The sequence below is a fragment of the Psychrobacillus sp. FSL K6-1415 genome (assembly GCF_038003185.1).
GTDB classification, from domain to species: domain Bacteria; phylum Bacillota; class Bacilli; order Bacillales_A; family Planococcaceae; genus Psychrobacillus; species Psychrobacillus psychrodurans.
This window is the reverse complement of the sequence record NZ_JBBOOQ010000001.1, coordinates 3,259,834-3,276,677: the sequence shown is the minus strand read 5'-3', so window position 1 is coordinate 3,276,677 and position 16,844 is coordinate 3,259,834. Positions and strand designations below refer to the sequence as shown.

The 16,844-nt window shown below is 35.8% G+C and carries 19 protein-coding genes; 14 read left to right on the top strand and 5 right to left on the bottom strand.

Going from position 1 to position 16,844, the window contains the following annotated elements; all coding sequences use genetic code 11:
* Positions 1-31 precede the first annotated feature (31 nt).
* Positions 32-478 (top strand): hypothetical protein, encoded by a 447-nt coding sequence (locus MKY60_RS15895; RefSeq protein ID WP_340930525.1) that lies wholly within the window; start codon positions 32-34, stop codon positions 476-478.
* A 286-nt stretch (positions 479-764) separates the two neighbouring features.
* On the top strand, positions 765-1,604 hold the full coding sequence (locus MKY60_RS15890) for a DUF2785 domain-containing protein (protein WP_340930523.1): 840 nt from the start codon (positions 765-767) through the stop codon (positions 1,602-1,604).
* Positions 1,605-1,655: 51 nt separating this feature from the next.
* Here the strand turns inward: MKY60_RS15890 and MKY60_RS15885 are convergent, their stop codons facing one another.
* The gene (locus MKY60_RS15885; RefSeq protein ID WP_340930521.1) at positions 1,656-2,795 is read right to left on the bottom strand and encodes a zinc-dependent alcohol dehydrogenase; all 1,140 of its coding nucleotides are present in this window, start codon (positions 2,793-2,795) and stop codon (positions 1,656-1,658) included.
* Positions 2,796-2,937: 142 nt separating this feature from the next.
* Between MKY60_RS15885 and MKY60_RS15880 the strand changes: the two genes are divergently transcribed.
* Both MKY60_RS15880 and MKY60_RS15875 read left to right on the top strand, forming a co-directional pair.
* Entirely contained in the window at positions 2,938-3,279 is a 342-nt protein-coding gene (locus tag MKY60_RS15880; protein ID WP_090568442.1) for a MerR family transcriptional regulator, read from the top strand.
* Positions 3,279-3,731, top strand: a complete 453-nt coding sequence (locus tag MKY60_RS15875) for an SRPBCC family protein (protein ID WP_340930519.1) — start codon at positions 3,279-3,281, stop codon at positions 3,729-3,731. The genes MKY60_RS15880 and MKY60_RS15875 overlap by 1 nt, the downstream gene beginning before the upstream one ends.
* Before the next feature lie 48 nt (positions 3,732-3,779).
* Here MKY60_RS15875 and rlmD read toward each other — a convergent pair whose 3' ends face one another.
* The 3 genes from rlmD to MKY60_RS15860 are packed head-to-tail and all read right to left on the bottom strand — an operon-like array spanning position 3,780 to position 6,956.
* On the bottom strand, positions 3,780-5,153 hold the full coding sequence (gene rlmD, locus MKY60_RS15870) for a 23S rRNA (uracil(1939)-C(5))-methyltransferase RlmD (protein WP_340930517.1): 1,374 nt from the start codon (positions 5,151-5,153) through the stop codon (positions 3,780-3,782).
* 42 nt (positions 5,154-5,195) lie between these two features.
* The gene (locus MKY60_RS15865; protein WP_340930515.1) at positions 5,196-6,005 is read right to left on the bottom strand and encodes a polysaccharide deacetylase family protein; all 810 of its coding nucleotides are present in this window, start codon (positions 6,003-6,005) and stop codon (positions 5,196-5,198) included.
* Between the two features lie 51 nt (positions 6,006-6,056).
* Positions 6,057-6,956, bottom strand: coding sequence for a TIGR01777 family oxidoreductase (locus MKY60_RS15860; RefSeq protein ID WP_340930514.1), 900 nt, complete (start codon positions 6,954-6,956; stop codon positions 6,057-6,059).
* A 104-nt stretch (positions 6,957-7,060) separates the two neighbouring features.
* Here MKY60_RS15860 and recX point away from each other — a divergent pair, with 104 nt between their 5' ends.
* From recX to MKY60_RS15845, 3 genes are read left to right on the top strand one after another with little or no spacing between them, the layout of a single operon-like run.
* A complete protein-coding gene (gene recX / locus MKY60_RS15855; RefSeq protein ID WP_090568457.1) occupies positions 7,061-7,873 on the top strand; it encodes a recombination regulator RecX in 813 nt (270 codons plus the stop codon).
* The gene (locus MKY60_RS15850) at positions 7,866-8,195 is read left to right on the top strand and encodes a YfhH family protein (protein ID WP_340930512.1); all 330 of its coding nucleotides are present in this window, start codon (positions 7,866-7,868) and stop codon (positions 8,193-8,195) included. The genes recX and MKY60_RS15850 overlap by 8 nt, the downstream gene beginning before the upstream one ends.
* Position 8,196: 1 nt before the next feature.
* Positions 8,197-8,463, top strand: coding sequence for a YfhJ family protein (locus MKY60_RS15845; protein ID WP_090568464.1), 267 nt, complete (start codon positions 8,197-8,199; stop codon positions 8,461-8,463).
* Positions 8,464-8,723: 260 nt separating this feature from the next.
* On the opposite strand, the gene MKY60_RS15840 is transcribed toward MKY60_RS15845, so the two are convergent.
* The gene (locus MKY60_RS15840) at positions 8,724-9,707 is read right to left on the bottom strand and encodes a metal-dependent hydrolase (RefSeq protein WP_090568469.1); all 984 of its coding nucleotides are present in this window, start codon (positions 9,705-9,707) and stop codon (positions 8,724-8,726) included.
* Between the two features lie 120 nt (positions 9,708-9,827).
* Here MKY60_RS15840 and mutY point away from each other — a divergent pair, with 120 nt between their 5' ends.
* The 7 genes from mutY to MKY60_RS15805 all read left to right on the top strand — a co-directional run bounded on the left by mutY (position 9,828) and on the right by MKY60_RS15805 (position 16,839).
* Positions 9,828-10,907: an A/G-specific adenine glycosylase gene (gene mutY, locus MKY60_RS15835; RefSeq protein WP_340930511.1), complete on the top strand. Its 1,080-nt coding sequence runs from the start codon at positions 9,828-9,830 to the stop codon at positions 10,905-10,907.
* The gene (fabL, locus tag MKY60_RS15830) at positions 10,894-11,640 is read left to right on the top strand and encodes an enoyl-[acyl-carrier-protein] reductase FabL (protein WP_090568475.1); all 747 of its coding nucleotides are present in this window, start codon (positions 10,894-10,896) and stop codon (positions 11,638-11,640) included. Before mutY ends, fabL begins: the two co-directional genes overlap by 14 nt.
* Positions 11,641-11,910: 270 nt before the next feature.
* Positions 11,911-12,063, top strand: coding sequence for a gamma-type small acid-soluble spore protein (locus MKY60_RS15825; RefSeq protein ID WP_241598517.1), 153 nt, complete (start codon positions 11,911-11,913; stop codon positions 12,061-12,063).
* Positions 12,064-12,328: 265 nt separating this feature from the next.
* Positions 12,329-12,868, top strand: a complete 540-nt coding sequence (ntdP, locus tag MKY60_RS15820) for a nucleoside tri-diphosphate phosphatase (protein ID WP_090568481.1) — start codon at positions 12,329-12,331, stop codon at positions 12,866-12,868.
* Between the two features lie 62 nt (positions 12,869-12,930).
* Entirely contained in the window at positions 12,931-14,682 is a 1,752-nt protein-coding gene (locus MKY60_RS15815) for an ABC transporter ATP-binding protein (RefSeq protein WP_340930510.1), read from the top strand.
* Between the two features lie 179 nt (positions 14,683-14,861).
* Positions 14,862-15,881 (top strand): ABC transporter ATP-binding protein, encoded by a 1,020-nt coding sequence (locus MKY60_RS15810; protein ID WP_093495065.1) that lies wholly within the window; start codon positions 14,862-14,864, stop codon positions 15,879-15,881.
* Positions 15,856-16,839: an ABC transporter ATP-binding protein gene (locus tag MKY60_RS15805; RefSeq protein ID WP_090568490.1), complete on the top strand. Its 984-nt coding sequence runs from the start codon at positions 15,856-15,858 to the stop codon at positions 16,837-16,839. The genes MKY60_RS15810 and MKY60_RS15805 overlap by 26 nt, the downstream gene beginning before the upstream one ends.
* The last annotated feature ends 5 nt before the right edge of the window (positions 16,840-16,844 follow it).

Sequence of the window (16,844 nt, the reverse complement as noted above, 5' to 3'; positions counted from 1 at the left end):
AATATACGACTTCAAAAAATGAGGTGAAGTGATGTTGAAGATTAATACCGGAAAGAAATATAGATATAGATATATGCTTATATACTTCTTTATAGTTGTTTTTGGGATTTTCACATATTCGTTAGATTTATATCCAGGAGGACATCAAATAGATTATTTTAGTGATACGCAATCAATTACATTAACTAAAAAAGACATCTTTCACTCTGAGCAATATAAGATTAATAAAACAGAGATATCTACATTAAAAGTCGCACTTATAGAGTACGAACTTACTTTTCTTAAAGAGATTTGGCTTGTTGGTATTTTTGCAATTGGCATGTTGTTCGTTAACCTTTTAAGCTTACTTGATCAAGATAAAATTAAACCAACACTATTAATTTATGCTATTTATATCATTATCTTTATAGTTGGTTTTTTTGTATATATAGATAGGTTAAATTTTATGAATGAAGTGATTAGGGAATTAATAGTCTGAAGAAAATTACAAAGATTAATATACAGAGTTGTCAGCTGTCTACAAGAAATTAAATTTTGTGATTGAAAAATGAAGCACTAGACTCTCATAAAAGGGAATTTTAGTGCTTTGGTTCCTGATTAAAGTGGAACTTTCAGTGGATATATGCTATAAATAGAAAAATATACCATTAAATGAAAAAGGTTTTATATAATCTTTAAAGGGTAGGAACTCACGTATATACATATTTATTTATTCTATATCTTATTGACATATATTAGATAAAGGAAGGAAATGAGATTTTCAAATGGAAGCAAATGAACTTAAAAAGGTTTTAAATGAACTAAAAAGTGGAGAAAGAACTTGGGAAGCAGCACAGGAAGACGTAATTGTGTACTCAATGCTAGAGCATATAGGTTCTACTGATGGTGATCTAAGGGATCAACTAATCTACAGCATGTTTTATCAATTAATAATAGAAAAGAAATTACTAGGGCCTGAACTTCTAACGGAATTATTGGAAGTGGCGTTAAATGATTTGTTATACAAAGGAATTGGAGAGAAGGAAACAGATACTGTTTTTACGAGATCTTTTACTACTCTTTTGATAGCACTTATTCTATATAGAGATAACGAAAATGACTTTCTTGACCAAAATATGATACTAAGAGTAAAAGATAACTTGATTGATTATATTAATCTTGAAAAAGACTTAAGAGGCTATGTATCAGGTAAAGGTTGGGCTCATAGTATTGCGCATGTAGCAGATACTTTTGATGAACTGGTAAAAAGCAACAAAGTAGATTCAGAACACTTTGGAGAAATGTTAAATGCACTATGGAACAAATTATTTGTTTTCGATAGTGTTTACATACACGAAGAAGAGGAAAGAATTTTAATTCCAATTTTGGAAATGCTCGAACGAGGTTTGAAAATAAAAGAAATAGAATTACTGATACAACAAATACCAAACGAGTTAAAAAAGAAAAAGAGTATAATTAAGGAAGAAGAATATTGGTTCCTGTACGCGAACTGTAAGTTATTTTTAAAAAGCTTCCTTATTAAAGTTCAAAAAACAACCAAATTAGATCCTTTGAAAAAAAGTATAGAAGATTGTCTTAAATCAGATTGGAATCTTCTATCGTGAGGGTGAGGACAGACAAGTCAGGAAGTCTGTCCTCATCTTCACATTAATTTTTTATGGTTTTAACACAAATTTAATACTTTCGTCCTCATGATCGTGGAAAGTTTTATAAGCATCACTTGCCTTATCTAGTGGTACACTATGCGTAATAATTTCTTTCGGGTCAAATTCGCCATTCGTAATTTTATCAAACAATAGAGGCATATAATGAATGACGGGTGCCTGTCCCATTTTTAGCGATACATTCCTTTCGAAAATATTTCCTAATGGGAACATATTATATAATGATCCATAAACACCAGTTAATTGAATCGTCCCAAATTTTCTTACTGCATTTATTCCTATATCAATAGCACTTAGAGTTCCACCTTGGAGCTTTAACTTTTGCTCTACTTTTTCGACCATCGACATTTTACCGTCCATCCCTACACAGTCAATGACAACATCTACTCCTCCATTGGTGATCTCTTTAATATGGGAGCCCATATCTTTATATTGTTCAAAATTGTAGACTTCGACGTTATTCATCTTCACAGAGTGCTTTAAACGATAATCTAAGTGATCAACTGCAATTACTCGTTTTGCACCTTTCATCCACGCAAATTTCTGTACCATTAAACCAACAGGACCTGCACCTAAAACTGCAATTGTGTCTCCTTCTTTCATGCCTGAGTTTTCAACACTCCAATAGGCAGTTGGAAGAACATCTGATAGGAATAACAAAGATTCATCCTCTAGTTCACATGATTCCGGTATTAAGAAAGGCATGTAGTTTCCATAGGGGACTCTTAAATATTCAGCCTGCCCACCTGGGAAATTACCATAACGTTCGGTGTAGCCCAGATAAGCACCGGAGTCTAAGGCTGGATTATCATTTGAATTATCACACTGACTTTCCATCTCATTTTGGCAATAAAAACATTCTCCACATGAAACATTAAAAGGAATAACGACTCGATCACCTTTTTTAACTTTTGTTACCGCTGGACCAACCTCTTCCACGATACCCATTGGCTCATGACCAATAACAAAGTCCTTTTGAGTAGGTATTCCACCTCTATAAATATGGAGATCAGATCCACAAATAGCCGTAGTAGTAATACGTACTAGAATATCATCCTGTTTCTCCAGTTTTGCATCTGGAACTTCTTTTACTTGAATATCTTTGGCTCCTTGAAATGTGACTGCCTTCACTTAAACTCCTCCTTTAATTAAATGTTCACACTATTAATTCCCTTAACTTCTTCAAATAAAACGTGTCATACTATATTTAGGTTAAGTGGATTGACTCTGTGGTGCACCCCACAGTTTATAATAAAAAAAAGGGAGGCACAGAATGTATAAGATTAGTGAATTTGTCAACATAACTGGGTTAAGCAAGGAGACCTTACGATACTATGCAGAAGTCAAATTACTCGAACCAGCTTATATTGATCCACTCAATAATTACCGGTACTACGATGATGGCAGCTATTTTCTAGCCATCCTCTTAGTGAAACTGAGAAGTTTTGGATTTACTATACAAGAAATGATTTCTGTAATGGACGATAAATCATTTGCTAACCTTGAAAAAATATTACAGCAAAAAAGAAGTACAATATTGCTTCAAATAGATAATCTAACAGCCAAGTTAGGTGAGCTAGATGAATTTTTAGAATCAGGAAGGGAGAATGATTAATGATTAAATGGAGTGAAGAAACAGAAATCAAAGTAAACATCGAAAAAGTATGGAGCTTATTTATGGATAAAAACATACATAAGATTATGGATAAGGTGGAGGAGCACGTTCTAATAGAAAAACAGGAGAATGAGGTTGGCGCGAAGCATAGACAAAGTTACCGTGAAGGGAAGCGAGTAGAGACATATATCGTTGAAACAATGGCATATGAAGATCAACCAGATAAAAAGCACAAAAAAATATGCTTTGTATTAGGGAAAGCGTTTGAAATTACGTTTAGTTTTACTTTGTATAAATTGGATGATAATCATACAAAATTCATTTATGAGGGTCAAAACAAAGGCATGAATTTTGTAGGACGAGCAATGATGAAACTTGGAAGTGAGAAAAGTAATAATAAAGTGGTTGAAGAATTTATCGAAAGAGTGAATCGAGAAGCGTTGAAGCTATAAAACCAGAAAAGCTGTCGGAAGAGTTTAATTCTCTCCGACAGCTTATATTTATTTTAATTCTAATAGCGTTACCGCTTCGACATGAGCAGTTTGAGCGAACATATCAACGGGTTGAATATACTTAATGTTGTATACATCTTTAAGCGCTGCTAAATCCTTTGCAAGTGTGGACGGGTTACATGAAGTGTAAACAAAGCGTTTTGGTTTAATATCTAATAACGTTTTTAACAGATCATCATCTAAGCCTGCACGAGGTGGATCTGCTGTTAATACGTCAGGAACGAATCCTTCGCTTTTCCACTTTTGTAACCAATGCTGTGCTGTACCATGAACGTATTTTGTGTTTTTAAAACCATTTCGTTTAGCATTTTTTTTCGCGTCTTGAATAGATTCCTGAACGATATCCATTCCGCGAACTTCTTTTGCATTTTTGGCAAGCCAAAGTCCTATTGTACCAACACCACAATAAGCATCTACAATTGTTTCTTCACCTGTGAGTGCTGCTGCTTTTTCAATTTCATTGTATAAATGAACTGTTTGTTCCGGATTCAATTGGAAAAAAGCTCTAGCAGATAAGTCAAAAGCTAGTTCTCCAAGTTTTTCATGAATCGTTTCTTTACCATGTAAGTTAAATGTCGTATCTCCAAATACTAGAGAAGTATCCTCTGGATTAATATTCTGACTAATGGACACAATATTAGGGTCAATTGCTCGTATTTTTTGAACTAGTTCTTCTTTATGTGGCATTTTCTTTTGAGTTGTTACAAGTGTAACTTGAATTTGTCCAGTTTTCATACCAGTACGAACGACAATCGTACGGACGATTCCTTTAGAATTTCTACCATCGTAGATAGAAATCTTCAGTTCTTCCAGGAATCTTTTTATTTCATTCGTAATATGGGTAGTGGCTGGCTCTTGAACCGAACATTCGTTAATATCGATTAACATATTGGATTCTTCTGCATATAACCCTGCAATAACTTTATCGCCTAATTCTCTCACTTGGAACTGACTTTTGTTCCGGTAATTCCATGGGTTATCCATACCGATAGTTGGTCTTACATCAATTGTCGGAGCCAGGTCCTTCACATAACGTTCTAAAGCTTGTAATACTAAATCTCTTTTAACATGTAGCTGACTTTCATATGTCATATGCTGCAGCTGACATCCTCCACAAGCTTCATATACCGGGCAGGGGGGATTAACACGATGTGGAGAAGATTCTCTTAATGTTTTAATTTCAGCTTCGGCATACTTGGGGTTTACTACTGTAACCTTTGCAGTGATTACCTCTCCTGGAAGAGCTCCTTTTACAAAAACAACATTGCGCTTAAAAAATCCAACGCCTTCTCCGTTAATACCAAGTCGTTTAATCGTAAGGGGAAATTCTTGTCCTATTTCTATAACTGATTTTTCACTCATAACTTCACGTCCTTTATAATCTTCTTTCTATTATAAAGTAGTTTATTCAGGAATCAAAGTAAGCGGAATATCCAGATTATTCATGATTAAATCATCCAGAGTACCAAATGTATATCCCATTTTTCTAGCCTCTTTGATGAACATGGGTAAGCCTTCTGCATTATCAGGTGATACGGTATGCATTAAGATAATTGCACCAGGATGTATTTGGGACATTAATTGATCATAGGCATATTTGCCACCTTTTTTCTGATCCTTATGCCAATCAATAAATGCGACAGACCAAAATATATGTTGATGTCCTATTTCATTAGCAGCCTCAAGTACTTGTTCATTAAAAATTCCTTCTGGTGGACGAGTTACAGTAGTTCTTGTTAATGAAGTTAATTCACTCAGACGTTTATCAAATTTTTGTAATTCTTTTTGAATCCCTTCCTTGGAGAGCTTTGCTAAATTAGGGTGACCATAAGAATGGTTGCCGATTTGGTGTCCATCAGTAATCATACGTTTTACTAAAGGAGTAGCACTCTCTAAATAATGACCGGTCAAAAAGAATGTTGCTTGAATCCCTTCTGCTTTAAGGGTGTCCAAAATACTTTCGGTATAGCCGTTTTCATATCCATTATCGAATGTAAAATACAGTACCTTTTTATCCGCAGGACCTTTATAGATTGCACCATGCTTGTTAAGCATAGCATCCATTTCTCCACCAGCTTCGGCTTGCTGTTCATCAGTCGCCTTTTTTAATCCCCAATGGATTTCCTCTGCTTGTGCAGAAAAAGGTTGATACACCAATCCAATACTTAAAATAATCGTAGCAATAATAATTCCTACAAAATGAGATTTCCACATAAAAACGCAACCTTTCTTTTTTAGTAGGTTGCGCCAATGGGAGTTAGTTATTCACTTATAAATATCATGCAATGCACTTTCCAAATTTGGGAAATAGAACGAATAACCTTCTTCTAATAATACTTGTGGGATAACATGCTGACCTTCTAACACGAGTTGGCTTTTTTCTCCTAATGCAAATTTTAAAGCGAAGGATGGAATAGGGAAATAATTTGGCCTTTTTAATATGGCAGCTAAAGTTTCTCCAAAATCGTTCATCTTTTTTGCGTGTGGTGCTGTGAGATTGAATGGACCATTAATAGGATTCTCTATTGCAAAAAGTAATGCACCTGCTACATCTTTTACATGTACCCAAGACATCCAATTATCTCCGGTCCCAACTGGTCCACCAACAAATAACTTATAAGGTAGCGCCATCAATGGAAGTGCACCTTCTGATTTTCCTAAAATAATTCCAAATCTGCCGTAAGCAACCCGAATCTGAAGCTTGTTAGCACCTTGAGCTTTAAGTTCCCAATCTCGAACTGTGCGAGCCAGGAAGTCTGTTCCAATTTCATTGTTCTTTTCGGTGTATCTCGCACTAAGAGAGGCTGGATAGATACCAATTGCACTCGCATTTACTAGAACTTTTGGTTTTACAGTTAAAGCATTTAGAATTCGGAGCACTTCATCTGTCGTTTTCATCCGACTATCGTAAATTTTCTGTTTTTGTAATTCTGTCCAACGTCCATTATTAATGGACTCACCAGCTAAATTTACAAAAGCATCGACGCCTTCTAACTGCTTTTCGGGATTTGCATTTTCCGAAAGCCACTGTACATAAGTTATGCCACGTTCTGTATTACCTTGTTTTGACCGAGTTAGAATAAATACTTCATGTCCTTTATGTAAAAGTAAATCAGTTAGTTCTCTTCCTACAAAGCCAGTTCCGCCAGTAATTGCGATTTTCATTTGTCTTCAGCCTCCTTCTTAGCATTATCATAACAGTTCAATCATTTATCACCAACCAACTTATCGGTTATAATTGAGGAGTAGAGAAATGGAGAGATTTATATATGCCGGTTATTACTAAAATTGCACGACAAAAAAACAATAACGAACGGTATAATTTATATTTGGATGAAAAGTATGCATTTAGTTTAGATGAAGCAGTACTGATCAAATATCAACTATCTAAAGGAAAAGTTATCGAAGAATTTACATTAGATGAAATTGTTTTTGATGATGAAGTTAGAAAGGCATTTAATAAAGCAATTAACTTTTTAAGCTATCGTATGAGAAGTGAGCATGAAGTAAAACAGAAACTTCTGCAAAATGAGTTTGGTGAAGCTGTCATACTAGAAGCAATTCGTAAGTTATATGAGTTTGGCTTTCTAAATGATGAAAGCTTTACAAAAGCATTAGTGGAAACTCAAAAGAGAAACAGTAAAAAGGGGCCTACTGCAATTCGTCAGGAATTAAAGAAAAAGGGAATTGAAAAAGATTTACAAGAGAAAGTCCTAGGTGACTATTCAGAAGAAGAACAAGTAGGTATCGCGGTGACTTTGGCAGAGAAGATTATCAAACAAAGTCAAGATAAGACACCAAGACAAATTAAACAAAAGGTTCAAGATACACTGCAAAGAAAAGGATATAATTTTACTATAATCTCCCAAGCCCTTTCTGCCTTCGAATTAGAAAAAAACGAAGAGGAATGGATCGAAATTATTGCTACCCAGGGAGATAAAATTTGGCGGAAATATGCCTCGAAATATAATGGGAATGATTTACGAAGACGTGTAAAGCAAGCGTTGTATCAGAAAGGATTCCCAGCAGAACAAATAGATCTTTATATTGAAAAAAAGGAGTTGGAAGACCAGGATGAGTGAGAAAAAATATAGTGATATGACTGTTCCTGAACTACGAACAGAGATTGGCAATTTGAAAGAAAAATCACGTAAAGCTGAACAACTAGGTATGGTAAATGAGTACGCAGTGTATGAAAGAAAAGCATTGATGGCCCAAGCCTTTTTAATAGACCCTGCTACTATTAGACAAGGAGAGATGTATCGTATAGTTGGAGATCCAGGAGTGTTTTTTCAAGTGGAATACTTGAAGGGTAGATTTGCATGGGGGTATAGATTAGGCGGAGATAAATATGAGGAAGCCTTACCAATCTCGATGTTAGAATCCTTAGAGGAAGGAAAATAGTATGCAAACAAAAATAGATGAATTAACTTTCGCACTAATTGAGAAGAATGATAAATTATCTGCAGCAAAAGCAAGAGCGTGGATAGAGCTTCTATGGTCAGATTTTGAATCCTCGTATGCAAAGGCCGGATATGATTATAAAGGTGCTGCTGTCACGGAAATGGTCATTAGAAAATGGATAGATGGCTATGGGGAGCAGTTGCATGAATTTGCAAACACGAATGAGAAGTATAAGCATTTATTAGAAACCGATGACTTTACCAATTAAAAACGCTAGGAAATACACCCTAGCGTTTTTCTTACGGATTAAGTATATTAATATTCAGTATGAATATTGGTTTTACAGAACTTTTAAGAATGAATAATGCTACTTATTTCCGTTTCAGGTGGACGCTTTCCGTGGGGTGAGCAATGAGCTATCACCGTCGCTACGCGTCGCTGTGATATCACGGAAAGCGTCCGCTCGGAGCGGAAATCAACGGTATATCTACATTTCGAAATAAGTGAAAAGTAAAAATTTACTTACTGTTAGTTATGTGGCATGAAATCTAACTTTTTGTGTAGCTTGTCTTCGCTAAAAATCCAACCAGTGTAGGAATTGACTATTTCTAGGTCCTCATTCAAGTGGGCTACAGCTACAAATGGATAATAGTCATTACTACGATATCGAAGATCAATTAACCTTACTTCATAAATATGATCAAATTCAGTGATCTCCCATCGATATATAGGAGAAAACGAAGTAAAGGCACTTAAGTTTTTATCCTTTAATGCTGCTTTTACTAAATCAGATTCGGGAAGCGGTTTACGTTCGAACTTATCATAAATAGTGATGGATCTACCGTATGCTCGTCCGACATAATGATGTGTTTTTGAAATTGCGGCTACTCTCCATTGTAGAAATTTCATCGTTGGTGCGACGATAATTTCATCTGCATCGGGAATAGTATGCTTTACAGAATTTTTTACGGCATGCTGTACAGCAAAACGTGAAATATAGTAGACGACTATAATGGCGTACATAGTAAGAAAGGTTGGAACAGGATTTAAGCCAAACATCCAAAGCAGTAGACCAACCACATGAATGCCAAATATAATTGGATCAAATGTATTAATAACCCCTAATGCAACCCATTTCCTTGAAAATGGTCTTAATGCTTGAGTTCCATAGGAATTAAATATATCAACAAAAACATGCACAAACACTGCTAAAAAGGTCCATAACCATAGATGCAGCAAATTGGCTTCTGGCAAAATAAGCCATAACACACCTGCTATTAGGATTGGCCATAAAATAACGGCAGGAATGGAGTGGGTAATCCCGCGATGATGTCGAATATAAACAGCATTATTACGTAATTTCAGAACAGTATCTATATCAGGGGCTTGTGAGCCTATGATTGTACCTGCTATTACTGCAGTCGTTGTAAGAGTACTACCAGCAACTACGGGGTCAATAAGAGATAGACCACCTAGTGCAATACCCATAACGACATGTGTACCTGTGTCCATACAACCAGCTCCTTTAGGATTACAACTAACTACATCTTAAAATAGATTTCTTAAAAAACAAAGACACTACTATTCATATACCCATATTTATTGTCAATAATCGCAAGGAAGGATTTTACAGTGAACGAATTATATAAAGAGCAGGTTAGAGATTCTTTAGTTTCATGGTTTTTAGAAGAAAAACGTGATTTACCTTGGAGAAACACAACGGACCCATATAAGATTTGGGTTTCCGAAGTTATGCTTCAACAGACTAAGGTAGATACGGTTATTCCTTATTATGAAAGATTTATCGCAAAATATCCTTCGCTTGAATCACTAGCTTACGCAGACGAAGGTGAGTTATTAAAAGAATGGGAAGGACTGGGATATTATTCACGTGCTCGTAACCTTCAGACTGGAGTTAGAGAAGTCGTAGAACAATATGGAAGTGTTGTTCCGTCTACCAGAAAAGAAATTTCCAAGTTAAAAGGTGTAGGTCCATACACAGCTGGTGCTGTTCTTAGTATTGCTTATGGAGTCCCAGAACATGCCGTAGATGGAAATGTCATGCGTGTACTTTCTCGACTATTATTAATAAAAGAAGATATTGCGAAACCGAAAACAAAGAAAATATTTGAAGAGGCAGTGATGGATTTAATCGATTCTGAAAATCCTTCTGCATTCAACCAAGGACTTATGGAGCTCGGTGCAATAATTTGTACACCGACTAAACCAAAGTGCTTATTATGTCCTGTAAGAGAAAACTGCTCTGCATTTTTTGAGGGCATACAGGATGAACTGCCAGTAAAAACAATCCAAAAGAAGACGAAAATACATAAAGTAAAAACGGTCGTTGTACGAAATGGGAATGGCCAAATTTTACTGGAAAAACGACCTTCTAAAGGTTTACTCGCGAATATGTGGCAGTTTCCAATGGTAGAGCTACCAACGCCTAACCATACTGTAGAAGAGGTTGTCGAACATGATTACGGTGTAGCAATAACAAAAGGTCCGTCAATTATTGAATTTAAGCATGTTTTCTCTCATTTGGTATGGGAAATGGAAAGCTTTGAAGGAGTTTTAATAGAAGAAAAAGAGCTACCATCACAATGTAATTGGTTAACTATTGAAGAAGTAAATCAACAACCAATGCCAGTTCCAATGTTAAAAATATGGAATGCTTGGAAAGAAAGGGAGATTTCAGATGACAACAAGTAAAGTTGCTTTAGTTACAGGTAGTAGCAGAGGTTTAGGGAAAGCTATTGCTATTGAACTTGCCAAAAATGGCTATGATATCGTCGTAAACTATGCGAGAAGTAAAACTGCTGCCGTTGAAACAGTAAAGGAAATAGAAGCTTTAGGAAGAAAAGCACTTCTAGTGAAGACGAATGTAGGAGATGTTGAAAAGATAAGAGTCATGTTCCAAACCATCAAAGAAGAGTTTGGTCGATTAGATATTTTTGTTAGCAATGCAGCATCCGGTGTATTACGTCCTATTATGGAGCTTGAGGAGACACACTGGGACTGGACCATGAATATTAACGCAAAAGGGTTTCTCTTCGGTGCCCAAGAGGCGGCAAAGTTAATGCCAGAGGGTGGTAAAATATTAGGAATCAGTTCTCTAGGATCTATTCGCTATTTAGAAAACTATACAACGGTTGGTGTATCAAAAGCTGCTATAGAGTCACTAACAAGATATTTGGCAGTAGAACTTGCTCCTAAAGGTATTGTAGTAAACACTGTTTCAGGTGGTGCACTGGACACGGATGCGCTCAAGCATTTTCCAAATCGTGAAGAATTACTAGAGGATGCACGAGTGAATACACCTGCAGGACGAATGGTAGAAATCGAAGACATGGTAAAAACTGCAATGTTCTTATTATCAGACGACGCATCCATGATTCGTGGACAAACAATTATTGTAGATGGTGGAAGATCGATAAAAATGTAAGAGCAAGTCAATTGATTTTCTAACATGAATTGGTCTAATGAAGTCTCGCTATCAAAGTTATAGGCACAAATGCAAATGTGTTCCTTCCAAGTCGCAAGAGAGCTAAGGTACGGAGCGACTCATTCTTGCAGGCTCATAAGCAGCGAGCTGCAGCGCGAAGCAGGGCAGAAATTTTTTTATTGCTATTATTTTATTATCAAATAGACTCAAGTTGTATGAATAAAATTTCACTACCTGCACATGATAGTTATGTACGGAGGTGAAAAATCCATGAAGAATAACAGAAACCAGCAGAACCGAAACCAAGAGTTTGCTTCTGAAACTGATATTCAAAAAGTTAAAGAACAAAATCGTCAAGCAGAGTTGAAAAAACAACAAGCTAGCGGTGCACAAGCAAATCGTTCTTCTAACCGAACTAAATAACATGGATTCACCAAAAATCAGCGAGGGTAAAAATACCCTCGCTGATTTTTTTACTATAGTTTTTTACAGTGAATTGCTATAATAAGAAAATAAGTATAAAAATTCTAAATTTGCGCTTGACCCCGTATTAACGAGCACTAGGGCTTCCACTTAGAAAGGGAGGTATTTACCTGCTTGTAAAAACCCGAATGGTCAACTAACAATCCGTGGGAAAATAGAAAATTTCCACGGATTAAGTTTCACTTGATGAAAAGGTGGCTAAATCATGGCGATTCCAAACGAAGGAGAAACTATTCAAATTCACAGTTACAAGCATAATGGCCGAATCCACCGTGTCTGGCAAGAAACGATGGTTTTAAAAGGAACCAAAAATATTGTGATAGGGGCAAATGAACGGACACTTGTAATTGAATCAGATGGTAGAACTTGGATTACAAGAGAACCTTCTATTTGCTACTTTCATGCGGAATATTGGTTTAACATTATTTGTATGCTAAGAGAAGATGGTGTATACTATTACATCAACATGAGTTCTCCGTTTGTCTATAACAATGGAATGCTAAAGTACATTGATTATGATTTAGATGTGAAGGTATTTCCTGATATGACCTACACAATTCTAGATGAAGACGAATACGAGCAACATAAATTAGAAATGAAGTATCCAGAAGAAATTGATGGCATTCTAAATCGTAATGTTGAGAAACTCATTTCTTGGATCAAACAAAGAAGAGGTCCATTTGCACCAGATTTTATCGAGGCATGGACAAGTCGTTATCATTTTCAAAAACAGTTGAATGAGTAGTTAGAGAGAAACCTGTTGAAAACATGCAACAGGTTTTTCTCATGGTAGAAAGGAGTTCTAAAATGAGTACGATGAAGAGATATATGCAATTTGTAAAACCGTATAATTTTCAAATTTTCTTAACGATAGTGATTGGGATTATTAAATTTGCAATTCCATTATTTATTCCAATTCTAATTAAGATTGTAATCGATGATATTATCGGGGCAGATTCATTAACAAATGATGAAAAACTAACTCAATTATTTTATTGGCTTGGAGGGACTGCATTAGTATTTCTAATTGTTCGTCCACCAATTGAGTATTATAGACAATATTTAGCGCAGCTAGTAAGTAATAAAATATTGTTTGATATACGTAAAAAACTGTATATGCATTTACAAAAACTAAGCTTGAAATATTATTCAAATACACGTGCTGGGGAGGTTATTTCTCGAGTTATAAACGATGTAGAGCAGACCAAAAACTTTGTCATGATTGGTTTGATGAATGTCTGGTTGGATTTAGCGACTATATTAATCGCAATCGGAATCATGTTAACAATGAATGTAAAGCTTACTTTAGTCACGTTACTTGCATTTCCATTTTATGCGTTCAGTGTAAAATACTTCTTCGGAAGGTTAAGGGACTTAACGAAGGAGCGTTCGCAAGCTTTAGCGGGGGTTCAAAGTTATTTACATGAGCGTGTACAAGGCATGAGTATTATTAAAACGTTCACGTTAGAAAAACATGAACAAAAATTATTTAATGAAACAAATGGAGAGTTTCTAGATGCAGCAGTAAAACAAACAGTTTGGAATGCAAAAGCATTTGCTGTAGTTAACACGATTACAGATATTGCGCCTTTACTCGTTATCGCTTATGCAGGTTACGAAGCTATCCACGGAAGACTTTCTGTTGGTACGATGGCTGCCTTTATTGCGTATATTGAGCGTTTATATAGCCCATTAAGACGTTTAGTCAATTCATCTACAACATTAACTCAGTCATTTGCTTCTATGGATCGTGTATTCGAACTAATGGATGAAGAGTACGATATTATCGATAAAAAAGGAGCTTCTACTTTAGGAATCTCTAGTGGTGAAGTGACATTTTCAAATGTTTCATTTCAATATGAAAAAGATGGACAGATGATATTAGAGGGTGTCGACTTCCGTGTGAATGCTGGAGAAACAGTGGCTTTTGTAGGTATGAGCGGTGGAGGAAAGTCAACTATTATTAGCTTAATACCTCGGTTTTATGATGTCACTTCTGGACAAGTACTAATTGATGGTAAAGATGTTCGAGATATCACTATTGAATCGTTAAGAAAGCAGATTGGTATAGTGCTTCAAGATAATATACTTTTTAGTGACTCAGTCAAATCTAATATTTTAATGGGAAAACCAGATGCTACAGATGAAGAGGTAATGGAAGCAGCAAAAGCTGCAAATGCGCATGACTTTATCATGGAACTACCGGGTGGATATGATACTAAAGTTGGGGAACGTGGAGTGAAGCTATCAGGAGGTCAAAAGCAACGAGTTGCTATAGCACGAGTATTTTTAAAAAATCCACCTATTTTAGTTCTAGATGAAGCAACTTCTGCATTAGATTTAGAGAGTGAATCTTTAATACAGGATTCATTAGAGAGACTAGCTTCAAATCGTACGACTATTATTGTAGCTCACCGTTTATCTACTATTACTCATGCAGATAATATATTTGTTATTGAAAATGGTAAAGTAATGGAGCACGGATCGCATTCCCAATTAATGAAACAAAGAAATATTTATCATAATTTATTCCAAATCCAACAACTTGATAAAGAATAGTTATTCAAACATCTTATAAGTGTTTCTACAGCTTATAAGGTGTTTTTTTCGAACTTAAGAATATAGCACAGTCTTGTGATTTTTCAGAAAAGTATTGCATGTATGAATTTTTTGTGTAAAATATCATTTATAGTATATAAGTTAGAAGATTTGTAATTTTTGTGAAAAGAGGGAACATCATGGGAGAACGACAAACAATTTTAGAAGTGAAAGATCTTCAAACGTCCTTTTTCACAGATGATGGTGTTATTCCATCCGTAGATCATATTGATTTTCATGTTAGAGAAGGCGAAATTTTAGGCATTGTTGGGGAATCAGGTTGTGGAAAAAGTGTGACATCTCTTTCTATTATGGGACTAGTTCCTAGTCCACCTGGAAAAATTACTAGCGGTCAAATATTGTTTGAAGGTAAAGACTTAACAAAGTTTTCGGAGAAAGAAATGCGTAAAGTTCGTGGGAACGATGTTGCGATGATTTTTCAAGAGCCGATGACATCTTTAAATCCTTTGTTTACAATAGGAAATCAATTGCTAGAGGCGATTACCTTACATAAGAAAGACTGGAATAAAAAGAAAGCACATGCAAGAGCTGTGGAAATGTTAAAACTAGTTGGCTTACCGAGAGCAGAAGAGCTTATGAATGACTATCCACATCAACTCTCCGGTGGAATGAGACAAAGAGTAATGATTGCTATGGCCTTAGTCTGTGATCCAAAGCTTTTAATAGCTGATGAACCTACTACAGCTTTAGATGTAACAATTCAAGCTCAAATACTAAAGTTAATGCGTGAGTTAAATGAACGACTCAACACAGCAGTAATTTTAATAACGCATGATTTAGGGGTAGTGGCTGAAACTTGTGAAAGAGTTGTAGTAATGTATGCAGGAAAAGTAGTAGAAGAGGGAACTGTGGATACAATTTTCAACAACCCTCAGCATCCGTATACAAAAGGGTTAATCGCTTCTGTTCCAGATATGCGTTATAAAAAACAAAGACTTTACTCTATTCCTGGTAGTGTTCCAAAACCTGGATCCATCAATCAAGGCTGCAGGTTTGCTGCCCGCTGTGAATTTGTATTTGGAAGATGCACGGAGGAAAATCCTCCACTATACGAAACAACGGAAGGTCATAAAACAAGATGCTTCTTATACGATGAGAAGGAGGTTTTGGCAGATGACAGAGCCGCTGTTAAAAGTTGAAGGTTTAAAAAAGTACTTTCCAGTCCGTTCAGGATTGTTAGGAAAGCATACGGGGAATGTGAAAGCTGTTGATGATATTTCTTTTTTTGTAAATGAAGGAGAAACCTTGGGCATTGTTGGTGAATCTGGATGTGGTAAATCTACCACTGGCAGAATGCTTATGAGATTACTAGAACCTACTGAAGGAAAAGTGACATTTAACGGCAAAGAGTTAACGAATATTTCCAAGGATGAAATGAGAAAGGCTAGACGTGAAATTCAAATGGTATTCCAAGATCCATACGCATCTTTGAATCCTCGTCATACGATTGAAAAGATTTTAATGGAGCCTTTAATTGTTCATAATATTGGAGACCCAAAAAGTCGGAAAAAGAAAGTACATGACTTTCTAGAAATCGTTGGTTTAAGTAGCTACCATGCAAAACGTTATCCACATCAGTTTAGTGGAGGACAACGTCAGCGGATAGGAATTGCAAGGGCTTTGATGACTAATCCGAAGTTAATAATAGCGGATGAGCCAGTATCTGCTCTCGATGTTTCGATACAGGCGCAGGTTTTAAATCTCATGCAAGATTTACAGAAAGAGCTAAAGCTTACCTATATATTTATAGCACATGATTTAGGAGTAGTTCGTCATATCAGTGATCGTGTAGGGGTAATGTACTTGGGTAGAATGGTAGAACTCGCTACAAGCGAATCAATGTATGCTGAACCTTTACATCCTTATACAAAAGCTTTGCTTTCTGCGGTACCGGTTCCAGATCCAGAATTTAAACGTGAACAAATTATTTTAGAAGGAGACATTCCAAGTCCCTCAAATCCACCTACTGGGTGTACCTTCCATACAAGATGTCCTTTTAAAATGGATATTTGTGCGAAGGATGTTCCACAATTACAAGAAGCTAAAACTGGTCATTTTGTTGCGTGCCATTTATACAATGAGCAACTGCAACATTGATAATA